Source organism: Rhodovulum sp. 12E13, assembly GCF_003340565.1.
Taxonomy (GTDB): Bacteria; Pseudomonadota; Alphaproteobacteria; order Rhodobacterales; family Rhodobacteraceae; genus HLUCCA09.
On sequence record NZ_QPLK01000020.1, the window covers coordinates 1 to 17,035 of the forward strand.

17 protein-coding genes are annotated in these 17,035 nt (G+C 72.9%); 10 read left to right on the forward strand and 7 right to left on the reverse strand.

Annotated elements, in window-relative coordinates; genetic code table 11:
• The 4 genes from DLJ49_RS15735 to DLJ49_RS15750 form a co-directional block, all read left to right on the forward strand.
• On the forward strand, positions 1-466 hold a 466-nt coding region (locus tag DLJ49_RS15735), incomplete at its 5' end, for a TOBE domain-containing protein (protein WP_147277326.1).
• A 307-nt stretch (positions 467-773) separates the two neighbouring features.
• Positions 774-971: a hypothetical protein gene (locus DLJ49_RS15740; protein ID WP_115394512.1), complete on the forward strand. Its 198-nt coding sequence runs from the start codon at positions 774-776 to the stop codon at positions 969-971.
• 153 nt (positions 972-1,124) lie between these two features.
• On the forward strand, positions 1,125-1,322 hold the full coding sequence (locus tag DLJ49_RS15745) for a hypothetical protein (protein WP_115394513.1): 198 nt from the start codon (positions 1,125-1,127) through the stop codon (positions 1,320-1,322).
• A 345-nt stretch (positions 1,323-1,667) separates the two neighbouring features.
• Entirely contained in the window at positions 1,668-2,855 is a 1,188-nt protein-coding gene (locus DLJ49_RS15750) for an aspartate aminotransferase family protein (RefSeq protein ID WP_115394514.1), read from the forward strand.
• A 187-nt stretch (positions 2,856-3,042) separates the two neighbouring features.
• Here the strand turns inward: DLJ49_RS15750 and DLJ49_RS15755 are convergent, their stop codons facing one another.
• The 3 genes from DLJ49_RS15755 to DLJ49_RS21825 all read right to left on the reverse strand — a co-directional run bounded on the left by DLJ49_RS15755 (position 3,043) and on the right by DLJ49_RS21825 (position 5,878).
• Complete coding sequence (locus DLJ49_RS15755; protein WP_115394515.1) at positions 3,043-4,989, reverse strand: sensor histidine kinase; 1,947 nt, start codon at positions 4,987-4,989, stop codon at positions 3,043-3,045.
• 1 nt (position 4,990) lies between these two features.
• On the reverse strand, positions 4,991-5,638 hold the full coding sequence (locus DLJ49_RS15760) for an RNA polymerase sigma factor (RefSeq protein ID WP_115394516.1): 648 nt from the start codon (positions 5,636-5,638) through the stop codon (positions 4,991-4,993).
• A 93-nt stretch (positions 5,639-5,731) separates the two neighbouring features.
• The gene (locus DLJ49_RS21825; RefSeq protein WP_158547487.1) at positions 5,732-5,878 is read right to left on the reverse strand and encodes a NepR family anti-sigma factor; all 147 of its coding nucleotides are present in this window, start codon (positions 5,876-5,878) and stop codon (positions 5,732-5,734) included.
• Positions 5,879-5,957: 79 nt separating this feature from the next.
• On the opposite strand from DLJ49_RS21825, the gene DLJ49_RS15765 reads away from it, so the two are divergent.
• Together DLJ49_RS15765 and DLJ49_RS15770 are read left to right on the forward strand one after the other, a co-directional pair.
• Positions 5,958-6,797, forward strand: coding sequence for a response regulator (locus DLJ49_RS15765; protein WP_115394517.1), 840 nt, complete (start codon positions 5,958-5,960; stop codon positions 6,795-6,797).
• 52 nt (positions 6,798-6,849) lie between these two features.
• The gene (locus tag DLJ49_RS15770; protein ID WP_115394518.1) at positions 6,850-8,100 is read left to right on the forward strand and encodes a 3-deoxy-D-manno-octulosonic acid transferase; all 1,251 of its coding nucleotides are present in this window, start codon (positions 6,850-6,852) and stop codon (positions 8,098-8,100) included.
• Between the two features lie 84 nt (positions 8,101-8,184).
• On the opposite strand, the gene DLJ49_RS15775 is transcribed toward DLJ49_RS15770, so the two are convergent.
• The 3 genes from DLJ49_RS15775 to DLJ49_RS15785 form a co-directional block, all read right to left on the reverse strand.
• Positions 8,185-9,309 (reverse strand): acetoin utilization protein AcuC, encoded by a 1,125-nt coding sequence (locus tag DLJ49_RS15775; RefSeq protein WP_233489084.1) that lies wholly within the window; start codon positions 9,307-9,309, stop codon positions 8,185-8,187.
• Positions 9,310-9,328: 19 nt separating this feature from the next.
• Positions 9,329-9,910: a glutathione peroxidase gene (locus DLJ49_RS15780; RefSeq protein WP_115394520.1), complete on the reverse strand. Its 582-nt coding sequence runs from the start codon at positions 9,908-9,910 to the stop codon at positions 9,329-9,331.
• Between the two features lie 85 nt (positions 9,911-9,995).
• The gene (locus DLJ49_RS15785) at positions 9,996-10,550 is read right to left on the reverse strand and encodes a CBS domain-containing protein (RefSeq protein ID WP_233489095.1); all 555 of its coding nucleotides are present in this window, start codon (positions 10,548-10,550) and stop codon (positions 9,996-9,998) included.
• A gap of 242 nt (positions 10,551-10,792) precedes the next feature.
• Between DLJ49_RS15785 and DLJ49_RS15790 the strand changes: the two genes are divergently transcribed.
• From DLJ49_RS15790 to DLJ49_RS15795, 3 genes are all read left to right on the forward strand, one after another.
• Entirely contained in the window at positions 10,793-12,223 is a 1,431-nt protein-coding gene (locus DLJ49_RS15790) for a DUF2927 domain-containing protein (protein ID WP_115394521.1), read from the forward strand.
• Between the two features lie 35 nt (positions 12,224-12,258).
• Entirely contained in the window at positions 12,259-12,423 is a 165-nt protein-coding gene (locus tag DLJ49_RS22160) for a hypothetical protein (RefSeq protein ID WP_199533392.1), read from the forward strand.
• A 160-nt stretch (positions 12,424-12,583) separates the two neighbouring features.
• Positions 12,584-13,765, forward strand: a complete 1,182-nt coding sequence (locus tag DLJ49_RS15795) for a vWA domain-containing protein (protein ID WP_115394522.1) — start codon at positions 12,584-12,586, stop codon at positions 13,763-13,765.
• A gap of 257 nt (positions 13,766-14,022) precedes the next feature.
• On the opposite strand, the gene DLJ49_RS15800 is transcribed toward DLJ49_RS15795, so the two are convergent.
• Positions 14,023-15,447: a helix-turn-helix domain-containing protein gene (locus DLJ49_RS15800; RefSeq protein WP_115394523.1), complete on the reverse strand. Its 1,425-nt coding sequence runs from the start codon at positions 15,445-15,447 to the stop codon at positions 14,023-14,025.
• 176 nt (positions 15,448-15,623) lie between these two features.
• On the opposite strand from DLJ49_RS15800, the gene DLJ49_RS15805 reads away from it, so the two are divergent.
• The gene (locus tag DLJ49_RS15805) at positions 15,624-16,829 is read left to right on the forward strand and encodes a pyridoxal-phosphate-dependent aminotransferase family protein (RefSeq protein WP_115394524.1); all 1,206 of its coding nucleotides are present in this window, start codon (positions 15,624-15,626) and stop codon (positions 16,827-16,829) included.
• Positions 16,830-17,035: the final 206 nt, after the last annotated feature.

The window sequence follows — 17,035 nt, forward strand, 5'->3', positions numbered from 1 at the left end:
GCTGGCCGACAAGATCGTGGTGCTGCGGGGCGGGCGCGTCGAGCAGGTCGGCTCGCCGATGCAGCTCTACGACGACCCCGACAACCGCTTCGTCGCAGGCTTCATCGGATCGCCCTCGATGAACTTCCTGGAAGGCGTGGCCGAGCGCGGGGCAGTGCGCATTCCCGCGCTCGGCGACCGGGCGGTGCCGGCAGAGGTCGCGCTGCCGGGCGAGGGGCGGAGGGTGCTGATGGGCATCCGACCCCAGCACCTGCGCGTCGAGGAGGGCGAGAGCCCCGTGCGCCTCGACATCCGCGAGCGGCTCGGGGGCGTGGCCTACGATCACCTGGAAATGCCGGGCGGCGCCAGGGTGATCGTCGAGACGCGCGGCGATGAGACGATCCCCGAGGGCAGCGCCGTCGTCGTCGATTTCGACCCGGAACGCGCCCTGTTCTTCGACGGCGAGAGCGAGGCACGCCTGCGCTGAGGGGCGGCCTCCCCGCGGCCGGTCCGCCGCCGCTGCCTCCGCGCCTCCGTGCCGCGTCGACCACGGCCGCGTCGGCCACGCCCGCGTCGACCAGGCCCGCTTCGCCCCTGCCACTCCGGCCGGGCCGCTCCATAATGCAGGAAAGCCGCGCCGGTGCGCCCAGCACCGCCCGTTCCCGGTCCCATTCCGGGCGCACGCGGCCCGCTCTTCGACCGGCGCGGCCGCATCGCCAACACCTGCGCCCTCCACACCTTCGCGCGGCGCCCGCGCCCTGGCCGGCGGCGGCCGCTGCGCTAGGCTGAACGCCATGCTTCTGATCGTCGCCGTGATCGTCGTCTTCATCGTTCTCGCCCTGCTCAACACGGGCGGCACGGCGGCCTGCCGCTGGCGCGAGGATCGCACAGTCGACACCGAGGGCCTGAGCTACTGGCGCTGCCATGTCTGCGGCGCGACCGAGAAGACGGCGAAGGGCCGGCCACCGAACGTCTGCCGCGCGCCGCGCTGAGGCCCCGCTCCGCCCCGGAAAACAGTTTTACATCAAGGACCGCGACGCAACGTTCGCCATGCGTTCCGGGCATGCCGAGGATGCGGAGTGGTCCGGTGCTCAGCGGAGCGGCAAAGCTCTATCTTCCGGCAAGCACCAAGCAGGAGATGCGCCATGAGCCGCCATGACCCCACCCTTGCCCGCCCGAGCGACCATGCTGGCGCTGCCGCCGCAGTGCCGCTGGCCGGCGACAGCTGGTTGGCCGCCTATTATGCCTACGAGGCGCCCGCCCCGCGCCCGCGCGGCAGCCGCATTGCCGACAACGGCGCCCTGGCGGCGCTCGACCAGATGTACGCCTACTACGAAGCCTGACCCCCCTTTCGGCACTTCCTGTCGGCGCCGGCTTGCGGCGCGGGAGGCGCCGCCCGGGCAGGCCACACCACCCCCGGCTTCTTCTTGCCCGAAATATCCCGGGGGAGTCGGCGCCGCGGCGCCGACGGGGGCTGGCCCCCTGCGCCCTTCGCCCGAGGCGCGCCGGCCGGATGGCGCAGGGCGCCCCGCCTTCTTTACATCCTCCTCCCGCATGCCTAGAGCGAGGCTCATGGCCAGACCGACGCTCCGACGCCCCGCCTGACGTGCCCGGAACGCTCCGTCGCGGGGCACGCCGTCTTCCGTGCCATGTTCCCCGGCTCCCCTCCCTTGCGCGAGGACAGAAAGATGATCCCCCCCCTCCTGCCGACCTACAATCGCGCGCCCCTCTCCTTCGAGCACGGCGAGGGCGCCTGGCTGGTGGAGCGCGACGGGCGACGCTTTCTCGATCTCGCCGCCGGGATCGCCGTCAACGCGCTGGGCCACGCCCATCCCGCGCTGGTCGCGGCGCTGACCGATCAGGCGGGCCGGCTCTGGCACACCTCGAATCTCTACGAGGTGCCCCGGCAGCAGGCGCTCGCAGAGGCGCTGACCCGGGCGACCTTCGCCGACACGGTGTTCTTCGGCAATTCGGGAACCGAGGCGATGGAACTGGCCGTCAAGATGGCCCGCCGCTACTGGCACGCCCGGGGGCGGCCCGAGCGGGTGAAGATCGCCGCCTTCGAGGGCAGCTTTCACGGCCGGTCGATCGCGGCGATCTCGGCCGCGGGCTCGGCCAAACTGACCGAGGGGTTCGGCCCGCTCCTGCCGGGTTTCGTCCACCTGCCCTTCGGCGATCACGACGCCCTGCGCGCGGCGATGGCCGACCCCGAGCTTGGCGCGGTGATCGTCGAGCCGGTGCAGGGCGAGGGCGGCATCCGCCCCCTGCCCGACGCCTGCCTGAAGGGGCTGCGCGCGCTCTGCGACGAGACCGGCGCGCTGATGATCCTCGACGAGGTGCAATGCGGGATGGGGCGCACCGGGCGCCTCTTCGCCCACGAATGGGCGGGCGCGGCCCCCGACATCATGCTCGTGGCCAAGGGGATCGGCGGCGGCTTTCCGCTCGGCGCGGTGCTGGCGACCGAGGCGGCGGCGGCCCCGATGACGGCCGGCTCCCACGGCTCGACCTACGGCGGCAACCCGCTCGGCTGCGCGGTGGGGCTGAAGGTGCTCGAGATCGTGAACGACGAGGCGTTTCTCGCCGAGGTGCGGCGCAAGGCCGGCGATTTCCGCCAGGCGCTCGAGGGCCTCGTCGCGGCCCACCCGAACGTGTTCGAGAAGGTGCGGGGGGCCGGCCTCATGCTGGGCCTGAAGTGCAAGGTCGCGCCGGCCGGGATGGTGCAGGCGGGCCATGCGGAGCAGGTGCTGACCGTGCCGGCGGCAGACAACGTCGTGCGCCTTCTGCCGCCGCTCACGATTTCCGCGGAGGAGCTGACCGAGGCCGTGGCCCGGCTCGACCGCGCCGCGACCCGCCTCGGCGAGACCGCCGCGGCCTGACATGCGCCGCCGATGGCGGGGCAGAAGGCCTTTCGAAAGGCCTTCCCCTGCCCCACCGGAGTTCACCGGCCCCCAACCACGCGCCCCCGGGCAGGCGCCCCCAGCGTGCGCGGGAGGGCGCGACTGCACCGCCCGGGCTGCCGCAGCACCGCCTGTCGGAGCGCGGCGACGCGCCTTGCAAGGCGCGTCACGGCCCTTCGAAGGGCCGTCCCCCCGCCCCGGCACGGCTCGGCGCGGCAGGCTCCGGCGCGGCCCGGCCGGAGGCGCCCCGCTCGCCGATCTCTGTGTCGCGCGCCCCGGCCGCGGTCTCGCCCGCTTCTTCCGTCGCAGCGGTGGCCGGCGCTCCGGCCTGGGGGGCGAAGCCCTCAGCGCGGAAGCTGAGCGCGATGCGCCACGGCGCGCCCGCGGCGTCGCCCTCGTCACGCGCGAGCGCGCCGTCGAGCTGGCTGGCAAACGCCGCCATCAGTCGCGTTCCCAGGCCCGCCCGGTGCTCGCGCTGCTCCTCGCGCAGCCGCGCCCCGCCGGAATTGGCCACCTCGAGCGTCACCGCGCCGTCCTTTCCCTGCGCGAGCCCGATCCGCAGCCAGGGCCGCCCGCCGTCGGGCGGCCGGCCCACATGGTGCAGCACGTTCGTCACCGCTTCGCCCGCGAACAGCGCCAGCGGCACTGCCTGATCGGGATAGAGGCGCACCTGCTCGAGCCGCACGTCCACCGCGACATCCTCGGTCACGGCGCCGGCCTCGGCGAGCTTGCGGTTGACGATCTCCGACAGCAGCAGGTCGGCCCGAAGCGCCGACAGCGAGGGGGTCTGGTAGAGGTGCTGATGCACGGTGGCGAGGCTCATCACCCGGTCCTGCACCCGGCGCAGCACCGCGCGCGCGTCGGTGTCGCGGTGCTGGCGGATCTGCATGTTGAGGATGGAGGCGATGAGCTGGAGGTTGTTCTTCACCCTGTGATGCACCTCCTTGAGCAACACCTGCTGGTCGTGCACCGCCTTTTCCAGCCGCGTCTCGTCGGAGACGATCCGCGCCGTCATCGCGTCGAAGCTCCCGGCGAGTTCGCGCAGTTCGTCCGGCGCCCGCGACAGGCGCAAGGGCGGCAGCGCGCGGGCCCCCGCGGTGAAGGACTGCATCCGCCCGCGCAGGGCGCCCAGCGGAGACAGGATCATCCGGTTGACCGCGACGAAGGCGACGAGCAGCGACAGCGCCCACATCAGGGCGGGCAGAAGGGCACCGAGCGCAATCGGCCCGACGCCCGGCCCGGCGAAGAGCGTGCCCGGCAGCCAGGCGCCGAGCGTCATGAGTTCGCCCTCGATCACCGGCACAACGGCGTAGGCGCGCCGGTCGCCCTCGCCCGAACGAAGGGTCATCGCATGCGCCGGCTGGCCGATGAAGGCTCCCAGATCGCCCCCTTCTGGCAATCGTGCCGCCCGCGCGTCGTCCACCGGGCCCACCGTCGCGCCGGGTGGCAGCGGCGACGACCACAGCACCTCTCCGCCCCGATCGAAGGTGACGAGTTCGAGCGGCGCGTCGGTCTCGCCGGGAATGAGCTCGCCCGAGATCAGCGCGCCTTGCGGCAGGGCGAGCAGGATCGTGCCGAGCGGCACCTCCTCGGGCGTGCCGCCCGGCACGGGGCGCACCCGCCCCCGCACCGGCTGGAGAACCAGTAGCGCCTCCGCCACCGGCAGCAGCCCCCCCGCCGGCCCGCCGATGCCGGACACGACGCGGGCCTCGCCGTCGAGTCCGGCGACCAGGGCCGTGCCCGAGAGGTCGCGGCGCACGCCATCGGACGCACAGTCGAGCCGACCTTCGCTCCCGAGGAAGCCGGCAAAGCGCAGGGCCGCCGCCCCCTCGACCACGCGCGCCATCAATTCGGCACAGCGGTCGGGCGCGGCCGCCACGTCGCGCACCAGCGGCACCAGCGCCCGGGCCTGCCCCTGCGCGGTCCGGATCACCTCGCGCTGGGCGGCCGCCGCGCGCAGGGTCTCGCCCAGCAGCGCCCGCTCCGACATCTCGCGCGCCTGCTCGGCCATCCGGTGCGCCTGGACCAGCGCGATCGCCCCGATGGGCACGAAGGCGAGCGTGAGGAGCACCGCGAGGCGCGCGCGCGCCGAGCCGCTGCGAAGGCGTGCCATGTCAGAGCCCCTGCCGCCCCTGCCCGCTCATCACGGCGCGGGTGGCGCGGTCGGTCATCTCCATCTCCTCGTGCGCCTCCAGCCCGAGCAGCTCGGCGAGCTTGCGCCGGGCCCGGTTCGCGCGGCTCTTGACCGTTCCGGCGGGCACGCAGGTCATGCGCGCGGCCTCGTCGTAGGAAAAGCCCGAGGCCCCCACGAGCACCAGCGCCTCGCGCTGCTCGTCGGGCAGTTGCGCGAAGGCCACGGCGAAGTCGCGCAGCGCGAGGCGGCCGTCATGGGCAGGCTTTTCGGCAAGCCGCGCGGCGAAGGCCCCCTCGCTATCGGCTGTCTCGCGCCGCAGGCGGCGACGCTGGGTATAGAAGTGGTTGCGCAGGATGGTGAAGAGCCACGCCCGCATGTTGGTGCCGGGGGTGTAGCTGCCGATATTGGTCCAGGCCTTGACCACCGTGTCCTGCACGAGGTCGTCGGCCGATGACGGGTCGCGGGTGAGAGACATGGCGAAGGCGCGCATCGCGGCCAGGTATTCGGGAATCTCGTCGCGCGGGTCGCCGCGCACCGGCCCGCCGGTCGCACCGGCCGGAGTGCTCTGGCCCGCACGATCCCCGCCCGCATGGCGCGCGGGCGCCCTGTCCCGCTGGCCCCCGGCCATCAGGATCGGGGCCGCCGGCCGGTCGCCTTCCAGCTGCCCTTGTCGGGCGTCGTCATGCTGGCGATCCTCGCATCGGTCTCGTGCGGGGGAGCCTCATTCGGGCCGCCCCTGTTCGCGCAACTTGCGCAGGAGGTCGTGGAAGCGGTCAGGCACCTCTTCCTCGAGGGTGCTCTGATAGACCTTGCGCAGATTCTCGTCGATCTGCTGGTCCAGCCGCTTCTTCCGGTCATCCTGCGTCATCTCGGCATACATGCGCGATCGGTCTCGCCATTTCCAGTGGTGCGTCTCAACGTTGACGCGGCCTGCCGGTTCCCGAAGAATGGGAAAAGACTTGCAGACATCACAGGGATCGTCCGTGCCCAACCCGTCCCAGCTCGCCGACGTCGTGGGCGAGAACCTCCCCTTCCTGCGCCGCTACGCAAGGGCGCTGACCGGCAGCCAGGAGACCGGCGACACCTACGCCTCGGCCACGCTCGAGGCGCTGATCGAGGATGCCTCGATCTTCGACGACAGCGTGTCGGGAAAGGCGGCGCTCTTCCGCGCCTTTCACCTGATCTGGTCGAGCGCCGGCTCGCCCGTCTCGGACGGCGACGACGCCATGTCGCGCCGGGCGCAGGGCCATATGGCGCAGCTCACGCCCAACAGCCGCGAGGCGCTGCTTCTGCACACGATCGAGGAGTTCCCGCTGGGCGAGATCGCGGTCATCATGCAGGTGTCGGAGCCAGAGGCGCGCGACCTTCTCGACCGTGCCCGCGCCGAGATGGAAGACAGCGTCACGGGCCGCATCCTGATCATCGAGGACGAGGCGATCATCGCCATGGACATCGAGGGGATCGTCACCTCGATGGGGCACGCGGTGACCGGCATCGCCCGCACCCGCGCCCGCGCGGTGGAGCTCGGCCGCAACGACCGGCCCGACCTGATCCTGGCCGATATCCAGCTCGCCGACGACAGCTCGGGCATAGACGCGGTGAACGAGCTGTTGCAGTCGTTTCCCGAGACGCCGGTCATCTTCATCACCGCCTTCCCCGAGCGGCTGCTGACCGGCGACCGGCCGGAGCCTGCCTTCCTGATCTCGAAGCCCTACACCGAGGAACAGGTGCGCAGCGCGGTGAGCCAGGCGATGTTCTTCGCCTCGACCGAGGGCCTCGGGGGCTGACCGCCTTCCGCCCGCCGCGCGTGGGCCGCGCCGTGACCGCAGGGAGCGCCAGATGATCGGCGCCTATCGACTCGCCCTGAGCCTCGCCGCGCCCGTCCTGCTGGCGCTCTGGCTCGTACGTCTCGCGCGGGGGCGCGAGACATGGGCCGACCTGCGCGAGCGCCTCGGCCGCGGCGAGCCGGGGGCGACCGGCGCGCTCTGGGTCCATGGGGCCTCGGTGGGCGAGCTCGCCGCCGCACGCCCCCTGATCGAGGCGCTGCAGGCGAAGGCGCCGGGGCTGAGGGTCGTTGTCACCTGCAACACCGTGACGGGGCGCCGCGCGGCACGCGACTGGCGGCTGTCGGGCATCGACGCGCGCCTCGCCCCGCTCGACTATCGCCGGGCCGTGGCGGCGTTCCTGCGGCGGCTCCGCCCCGCTGCGCTGGTCGTGATCGAGAACGAACTGTGGCCCAATCGCCTGTCGCTCGTCCATGCAGGCGGGATGCCGGTGGCATTGGTCGCCGCGCGCCTCTCCTCCCGCAGCGCGGCGCGCTGGGCGCGCGCCTCGGCGCTCGTGCGCAGCCTCATCGCACCGGTCGCGCTGGCCGCCCCGCACGACGCGGCCTCGGCCGAGCGGCTGGTGGCGCTCGGCCTGCCCCGCGCCGCGCTCGGCCCGGCCGCGCCGCTGAAATCCGCCGTGGCGCTCGCGCCGCCCGATCCTTCGGCGCTCGCCGCCCTTGGCTACGACCGGGCGCAGACGCTGCTCGCCGCCTCGACCCATGCGGGCGAGGAGGGGCCGGTGCTCGACGCCTTCCTCGCCGCCCGCGCCCGTCGCCCGGCGCTGCGCCTGATCCTCGCGCCCCGCCACCCCGAGCGGGGGCCCGAAATCGCCCGGTTGATCGCTGCGCGCGGCGTCGGCCTTGCTACCCGCTCGGCCGGGGCGGCGCCGGGCGACACGCCTGTCTATCTCGCCGACACGCTGGGCGAGATGGCGCTGTGGTATGCCGCCGCCGGCCTCTGCTTCGTCGGCGGCTCGCTGGTGGCGAAGGGCGGGCATACGCCCTACGAGCCGGCGGGCTTCGCCTGCGCCATCCTGCACGGGCCACATGTGGAGAACGCCGCAGACGCCTACGCCGCGCTCGCCGCGGCCGGGGCGGCGGTGCCGGTCGCTGATACAGCCGGGCTGGCCGACGCGCTCGCCACGCTCGACGCCCGCGACCAGGAGCGGCTCGGCATGCGCGCCCGCGAGACGCTCGCCGCGCAGGATATCGGCCCTCTGGCCGACGCGCTTCACGATCGGCTCGGTCTCGGTTCGGCCGGCTGACCGGGCGCCGGGAGGCCACGCGCCTCAGCGCCGGCGCGCCCCGTCGCCCCGCTGCCCGACCTGCCGCGGGCGACGTCGCCCCGCTCACGCCGTGGCGCGAGAGCGGCCCGCCCCGGCCTCGCGCAGCGCACGCGCCCGCGCCACGCGCTCGCGAACCTCGGGGCGCAGCGGCCCCTCGCGGGGCGCGTCTCGAAGGGTGGTGAACCAGTGGTCCGGCGGGGTGCGCCCCCGCCGGTTCTGCCATGTCAGCCCGCGCAGCACCGCCTCGGCCTCGACCGGCAGCCGGTCGGGGATCTCCTCGCCTGCCAGAACGCCCCACACCCCCGTCCAGAGGCGGCCGACCGACCACGGGTTGTAGCCACCGCCGCCCAGCACGAGGAAACGGGGCGAGAGCGGGCGCAGCGCCGCCACCACGGCCCAGTGCGCGTTGTTCGACAGCGACAGCCGCGAGAGCGGGTCTTCCTCCACCGCGTCGGCGCCGCATTGCAGCACCACGGCGTCTGGGGCGAAGCGCGCCACCAGTGGCACGATCAGCGCCTCGCGCACGAAGGCCATCTCGGTGTCGTTGACCCCGCGCGGGACCGGCAGGTTGACGGCCGCGCCGCCCGCCGTCTCGTCGAGCGCGCCTGTGAAGGGCCAGCGCCGCTCCTCATGCACCGAGATCATCAGCGTGTCGGGGTCGCCGGCGAAGGCGGCCTCGACCCCGTCGCAATGGTGCGCGTCGATGTCGACATAGGCGATCCGCCGGGCGCCCGCGCGCCTGAGCGCCAGCATCGCCAGCACCGGGTCGTTGAGATAGCAGAAGCCGTTCGCGCGCCCCGGCATGGCGTGATGCGTGCCGCCCGCCGGGTGGTTCACGACGCCGCCCTCGGCCAGCAACTCGCCCGCGAGGAACGAGCCGCCGGCCGAGGTGGCAGGCCGCCGCCAGACCTCCGGAAACACGGGGTTGGCATGGGTCCCCAGGCCGTAGGCCTGCGGATCGCCCGCGCGCGCCGCGCCCTCGGCCTCGGCCCGCTGGAGCGCGGCAACGTAATCCGGCGTGTGCCACGCGGTCACGGCGGCCGGCTTGGCGCGGGGCGAGGTGCGGAAGCGGTCGCGCGGCAGCCAGCCCAGCGCGCGCGACAGGTCCATCACGGTCGAGACGCGGGGAATGTGCAGCGGATGCCAGGAGCCATAGCTCGAGCCGCGGTAGATCTCGTGGCCGAGCATGACGGGTTGGGATGGCGGCTCACGGGTCAAGGAGCGCCTCGATCTCGCCCACGACCGAGGCCGACAGGGGAGAGGCGCCCGAGCCCCAGCTGCGCACCGGCATGCCATCGGGGCCGATCAGCACCTTGTTGAAGTTCCAGCGCGGGCGAAAGCCGTGCTCGGCGGCGAGCCAGCGATAGAACGGGTGTGCCGAGGGGCCGCGCACCCGGGTGATCTCGGTCATCGGCAGGTCGAGGCCGAAGGTGACCTCGCAGAACTCCCTGACCTCCTCCTCGCTGCCGAGTTCCTGGCGGAAGTCGTTCGACGGCACGGCGAGCACCACCAGCCCCCGCTCGCGGTACCGCTCCCACAGCGTCTGCAGCTCTTCGTATTGAGGCGTGAAGGCGCACAGCGAGGCGGTGTTGACCACCAGCACCGGCCGCCCCGCCCAGTCGCCGAGCGCGAGCGTGCCCCCGTCGATCGAGGCGAAGGTGAACGGCGCGGCGGCGCGCAGCGACGTCGGCGTGCCCGCCGCGGCGAGGCCGAGCGCGGCGACCGCCCCGGCCAGCGTGGCGCGCCGGGTGATCCCGCCCGTCGTGTGGTGTTCGATGCCGTCGGCCATTCCGCCCTCCCCCGCTGTGCGATGTCGAGGTATGCCCGCGCCCGGCGGCGTCAAATCCCGCCCCGCCGGCCGGTCGGGCCCCGTCTCAGACCGTGCCGAGCACGATCGCCATCACGATCGTGTAGACCATCAGGCCGCCTCCGATCAGGAAGAAGTGCCAGTTGCGGAACACGGTCGCCTTGGCGAGCTCGCGCGCCTGCCCCATCAGGTCGGGCCACGTGTAGCTGACGAAATCGCCCTGCGTGAACACCGCCGTCACGCGGCCGTCGGCATCGACCACGGGCAGGCGGCGAAACCGTTCGTTCGACATGATCCGCAGCCAGTCGAGCACGTCGTCGTCGGCCGAGGCGACGCGCGGTTCGGCGGTCATGATCTCGGACAGCGGTGTCGTGGCCGCGTCGCGCCCCTCGTGGACCATCTTCGTCATCACGTCGCGCTCGGTGACGATGCCCTGCACCCGCTCGTCGGCATCGGTCACCACCACCGAGCCGTAGCGGCGCCGGCTCATCTCGGCCACGGCGTCGGCGACCGTGGTCTCGGCGCGCATGGTCAACGGGCGCGGCTTGGAGCGGAATTCCGCCCTGTCGCGGATGCGCATGATGGGGCGGTCATTGGCGGCGACGGCGGCTTGCGTGGCCATGTGCATGTCTCCCTTGCCTGTTCGCGTCGCCCCTGCCACCTAGGGCGCCCGCGCCGCACGTCCCGTCGCCCGGCCCGGCGCCCGGCAACGGGTGCCCGCGCGCGGCGGACCGCCGAGGCAGCGCTGCAACGTTCGGGCAGCGGGTCAACTTGCCGGCGTAATTGTTTCTATATGTGGCCCAATTCGCCGTTAAGGTCACGACTGGCGGCGAGCACGGCCGCAATCTGCACGAGGCGCGCGCGATGCGGCACAGCTCCGACCCGACGGCTCCGGCCGGCCCCGCCCCCCGCCGGGCCTCTGGCACGCGTGCGATCCTTGCCGGCGCGCTCGCCGCGGCGCTCGCCGCCTGCGCGCCTGCGCCGCCCGCGCCGGAGATCGCCGAACGCCGCGTGGCGTTCGAGGGGCCGCTGCCGCCGATGAAGAGCTTCGCCGGCGCGCGCACCGCGCCCTCGATCCGATCCAACCGCGAGATCGCGCAGGACTTCCTCGATCTCTCCTTCCAGATGGAGAGCGGGCGCCGCCTGCCGGCGCTCGCGCGCTTCGAGGGTCCGGTGCGCGTGGGCGTGCGCGGCCCTGCCACGCCGAGCCTCGAGCGCGACCTCGATGCCCTGCTCGCCCGCCTGCGCAACGAGGCCGGGATCGACATCCGCCGCGCCCGTCCCGCCGCCGAGGCCAATCTCGTCGTCGAGGTGCTCTCGCGGCGCGAGCTGCAGCGGCTGGTGCCGCAGGCCGCCTGTTTCGTGGTGCCGCGCGTCACAAGCTGGGAGGAGTTCCGCCGCGCTCGCCGCACCGCGGCCGTCGACTGGACGACGGTGCGCACCCGCACCCGCGCCGCCGTGTTCCTGCCGGGCGATGTCAGCCCGCAGGAGACGCGCGATTGCCTGCACGAAGAGATCGCGCAGGCGCTGGGGCCGCTCAACGACCTCTATCGCCTGCCCGACAGCGTCTTCAACGACGACAATTTCCACACCGTGCTGACCGGCTTCGACATGCTGATGCTGCGGGTGTTCTATGACGACGCGCTCTCGTCGGGACTGTCACGCGCCGAGGTGGCGAGCCGCCTGCCCGGCGTGCTCGCCCGCCTCAACCCCGCCGGCCAGGGGCGGACAGGCCGCGCGACCGACCCCACGCCGCCCGAATGGACCCGCGCCATCGAGACGGCGCTCGGCCCCCGCGCCACGCCCGCCGAGCGGCAGGCGGCAGCCCGCCGCGCAGTGCGGATCGCGGAGGCGCGCGGCTGGCGCGACACGCGGCGCGCCTTCTCGCTCTATGCGCTGGGGCGGCTGTCGCTCGGCTCCGAGCCCGAGCTTGCTCTCGCCTCGTTCCTCGAGGCGGCCGCGATCTACCGCGCGCGGCCCGACACGCGCATTCAGGCGGCGCACGTCAACATGCAGCTTGCCGCCTTCTCGCTGTCGGCGGGGCAGATCGAGGGAACGCTGGCGTTGGTCGACGAGAGCCTGCCGGCGGTGAGCGCGGCCGAGAACGCGGCGCTGCTCGCCACCCTCCTGCTGATCAGGGCCGAAGCGCTCGAGGCGGGCGGCCGCGGACGCGAGGCCGCGTCGGTGCGCGAGGACGCGCTCGGCTGGGCGCGCTACGGTTTCGGCCGCGACGATGTGGTGCGGGCGCGGGCGTCCGAAATCGCCACCCTTGCCCGCGTGCGGGCAGACCGGTAAGCGCGACCCCGCGGGACCGAAGCGGGGAGAGGCGGATGATCGTGCTGGCGGCAGGGCTTGCAGGAGCGGCGCTCGGCGCACGCCGGGCGAAGCTGCGGGGCGGGGGCCGGGCCGACATGGCGCAATACGCCGCCGCGCACGCCATCGCCGTCGCGCTCCTCGGCCTGTTCGCCACGATCGCGGTCGACACCCTGTTCTGAGCGCACGGCACTCCGACGCCCGATTGCGCCGGGGGTCCTCCCGCCCCCTCGGCCGGCGCGCCCCGCGCCTCCCTGCGGACGTCGGGCCGCGCGCCAGAGGGGCGAGCCCCTTGGCGCGGCGGCGCCCCTGCCCTAGCCTCGACCACAGGAGGTGAGCGGCATGTTCCTGCCCTTCTTCGAAGCCCTGCGCCGCGGCGGCGTACCGGTATCGCTGCGCGAGTATCTCGCCTTGCTCGACGGGATGGCGGCCGGCCTGGTCACCTACGACGTCGAGGGCTTCTACCATCTCGCCCGCACCGCCATGGTGAAGGACGAGCGCCATATCGACCGTTTCGACCGGGCCTTTGCCGAGGCGTTCCGCGGGCTCGAGGCGATACCGCTCGCCGCCGTGCTCGAGGCGCTCGACCTGCCCGAGGACTGGCTGCGCCGCGAAGCCGAGGCGCACCTGACCGAGGCGGAGCGCGCAGAGATCGAGTCGCTCGGCGGCTTCGACCGCCTGATGGAGACGCTGCGCCAACGGCTGGCCGAGCAGGAAGGGCGCCACCAGGGCGGCTCGAAATGGATCGGCACGGCCGGCACCTCGCCCTTCGGCGCCTACGGCTACAACCCCGAGGGCGTCCGCACCGGGCAGCACGAGAGCCGCCACCGCCGCGCTGTCAAGGTGTGGGACAGGCGCGAGTTCCGCGATTTCGACGACACGGTGGAGCTGGGCACCCGCAACATCAAGGTGGCACTCAAGCGCCTGCGCCGCTGGGCGCGCGACGGCGCGGCCGAGGAACTGGATCTGGAGGGCACGATCCGCGCCACCGCCGATCACGGCTATCTCGACGTGCGCACGCGCCCCGAGCGGCGCAACGCCGTGAAGGTGCTGCTCTTTCTCGACGTCGGCGGGTCGATGGACGACCACGTGAAGGGGGTGGAGGAGCTGTTCTCGGCCGCCCGCGCCGAGTTCAAGCATCTCGAGCACTACTATTTCCACAATTGTCTCTACGAGGGCGTCTGGCGCGACAACCGCCGCCGCTGGGGCGCGCAGGTGCCGACCTGGGAGGTGCTGCACACCTACGGGCCCGACTGGGTGTGCATCTTCGTCGGCGACGCCGCGATGAGCCCCTACGAGGTGCTCTACCCCGGCGGCGCGACCGAGCACTGGAACCCGGAGGCCGGCGCGGTCTGGCTCCGGCGCGCACGCGAGGCGTGGCCGCGCACGCTCTGGCTCAATCCGCTCCCCGAGCGGCACTGGGGCCACACCCGGTCGGTGGGCCTGATCCGCCAGGTCTTCGACGATCGCATGGTGCCGCTCACCCTCGATGGACTCGACCGGGGCATGCGCCTGCTCGCGTGATCTGCCGCCCCGCGCGACTGAGGGGTCCCGGTCTCCGGGTCCGGGTCCCGTGCACCCGCTTTGGCGCCGCGGGCATCGAAGGGCCGCCCCCTGCCCCTGACGCGCAGGACCGGAGCCACCACCGGACCCGCCACCGTGTCCGCTACCGGGCTTACCCCCGGCACGCCGGTTCGGGTGGGGCACACTCCTGCTTCTTTCTGTTCCAAATACGCACGGCCCGACGCCGCCGCCCCGCGCGCCCTGCGGGCGGCGCGCCTTCACGCCTCGTAGCGGGTCGCGCCGCGGCGGCGCTCGTCGAAGGGCTGCGAGAGGATCAGCGCCTGGTGGGCGCGCTGGTCGCAGTTCGACCGCGGGCAGACACGGCAGTTGATGCCGATGGGCACGACCGTCTCGGCGGTGGGAGTCACGCTCTCGGCATAGCCGATCTCGCCGGCATGCTCGATCGCGCAGCCCATCGCCACGGCCAGCCGCACGTCCTGCCGGTGACGGGTGAAGGTCGGGCGGTCGACCGTGCGCGAGAACACGAAATAGCGCGAGGCGTCCGGCATCTCGACGAATTGCGGCACGATCCGCCCTGGCGTGCGGAACGAGGTATGCACGTCGAGGCGCGGGCAGGCGCCGCCGTGCTCGGCAAGGGGGAAGCCGGTGGAATTGAATCGCTTGGTCACGTTGCCAGCCTTGTCGACGCGCAGGAAGAAGAACGGCACGCCCTGTGCCCCCTCGCGCTGCAGCGTGGTCGCCCGGTGGCAGGCCTGCTCGAACGACACCCCGAAGCGCGTGGCGAGGTGGTCGAAATCGTATTTCGAGGCGCGCGCCTCGTCGAGGAACGGCCCGTAGGGCATCAGCACCGCGGCGGCGAAGTAGTTGGCGAGCTCAACCCGGCAGCGCGACAGGCCCCACGACTCGGAGATGCCGGAGCCCTCGAGCAGCGAATCGAGCAGGCGCGACTGCTCGATCAGCCCCGCGACATGGACGAGCTGGAAGACGCGGTTGGGGTGGTCGAGCGCCTCCGACAGGCACACCTCGCGGGACGCTTCGTCGTGTGTGCGCAGGGTGTTGGGCATGGCGTCGGCCGGCAGCACCCGCACGGCAAGGCCCAGCTTGCCCTGCAGCCGCTCCTTCACGCGGATATAGATCTCGTCGGTCGGCACGCGGGCGCCATCCCAGAAGGCGGCCGCGGCGCTCTCGAGCGCGCGGAAATGGTTGCGGTTGCGGCGGAAAAAGGCGTGCACCGCCGATTCCGCGCTCTCGGCCAGCACCGGCGCGGCCTCGCCCCCGCCGCCTGCCGCCCCCACAGTGCCGGCGACCGAGATCATCTGCTCGGTCGCGGATTGCCACGCCTTGTGCAGCCGCAGAAAGCAGGCGGAGAGTCCCGGCGCGTGGACAAGCGCGGCGCGCAGCTGGGCGAGGTCGGGCCGCTCTCCCTCGAACAGCGGGTCCTGCACGGCAGCGCGCAGGTCGGCCAGCACCGTCGGGTCGTCGTCTTCGGCGATGTCGCGCCAGTCGACGCCGAAGGCCTCGAACAGCCGCAGCAGTACCGGCACCGACACGCTGCGCTCGTTGTTTTCCAGCAGGTTGACATAGGAGGTCGAGATGCCGAGCGCGCGCGCCATCTCGGCCTGCGTCTTGCCCTGCTCCTGCCGCAGCCGCCGCAGGTGCGGCCCGATGAAGGTCTTGTGCATGGCCCCTCCCGCGGCGGTTGTACGCAAAGGCATGCGAAACTGTGATGTTTACATTTTCACATTTTTGGCCGTTTGTAAAATCTCGCTTTCACAGCAGGACCCGCTTTCGTTTGCAGAAACGGGGGAGAGGGGCGCACAAGCGGGGCGACACGAGACATCGCCAGCGGAGCGGCCCAATGCGCAACGGCATCACCCATCTCTTCATCCCCGGCCCCACCAACGTGCCCGAGGCGGTGCGCCAGGCCATGAACGTGCCGATGCAGGACATGCGCGCCCCCGATTTCGGCGAACTGACGCTGTCGCTTTTCTCCGACCTGCGGCAGGTGGTCCGCTCGCGCGATGCCGAGATCTTCCTCTTTCCAGGCTCCGGCACCGCCGCCTGGGAGGCCGCGATCACCAACACGCTCAACCCGGGCGACAAGGTGCTGATGAGCCGCTTCGGACAGTTCTCGACCCTCTGGGTCGAGATGGCCGAGCGCCTCGGCCTCGACGTCGAGGTGATCGACGTGGCCTGGGGCGCAGGCGTGCCCGTGAAGGAATACGAGCGCCGCCTCGCCGCCGACCGCCACGGCGAGATCAAGGCCGTGTTTGCCACCCACAACGAGACGGCCACGGGCGTCACCTCCGACGTGGCGGGCGTGCGGCAGGCGCTCGACTCCTGCTTTCACGACGCGCTGCTCTTCGTCGACGGCGTGTCGTCGATCGCCTCGATCGACTTCCGGATGGACGATTGGGGCGTCGATCTCGCCGTGACCGGCAGCCAGAAGGGCCTGATGCTGCCCGCGGGCCTGGGTGTGCTGGCGGCAAGCCCGAAGGCGATGGAGGCGGCCAAGTCGGCCACGATGCGCCGGGCCTATTTCGAGTTCGCCGACCAGGCGAAGTTCAACGCCGACGGCTACTTCCCCTACACCCCGCCGACGCAGCTCTTTCACGGGCTGAAGGTGTCGCTCGACCGCATCCTGCGGCAGGAGGGGCTCGACGCGGTGATCGCCCGGCACTACCGCCTCGCCGAGGGCGTGCGCCGCGGCATCGCGGCCTGGGGGCTGGACCTCGTGGCGGAACACCAGTCGTTTCACTCCGACACGGTCAGCGCGATCCGCGTGCCTGCGCGTGTCGATGCCCGCGACGTCCTGAGGATCGCGTACGAGGATTACGGAACGTCGTTCGGCTCGGGCCTCGCCCGGCTCGCCGGCAAGGTGTTCCGCATCGGCCATCTCGGCGACCTGAACGAGGGGATGTGCCTGACCGCCCTGTCGGTGGCCGAGCTTTCCTTGTCCCGCGCCGGCGCCCGGGTGCCGCTCGGTGCCGGCGTGGCCGCCGCGCAGGAATGGTACCTCGACTCTGCCCCGGTGACAACGCCACTGCAGGTCGCCGCCGAGTGACGCCGGGCAGGCCGGGGCGCGCGCCCCGGCCTGCGCCCGCCCGAACCGCCCCGCGCCGATCCGGCGCCCTGCCACGCGCACCGGCCCTGCGGCGAGCCGCGCGCGGCGCCGGTGCGCGCGACCCGGGCCGCCCGCACGCCGCCGGGACAGGGCGGGAAGGCGTTTCGAAACGCCTTTCCCCGCGCAGCCCCGGCGTCGCGCTCGTG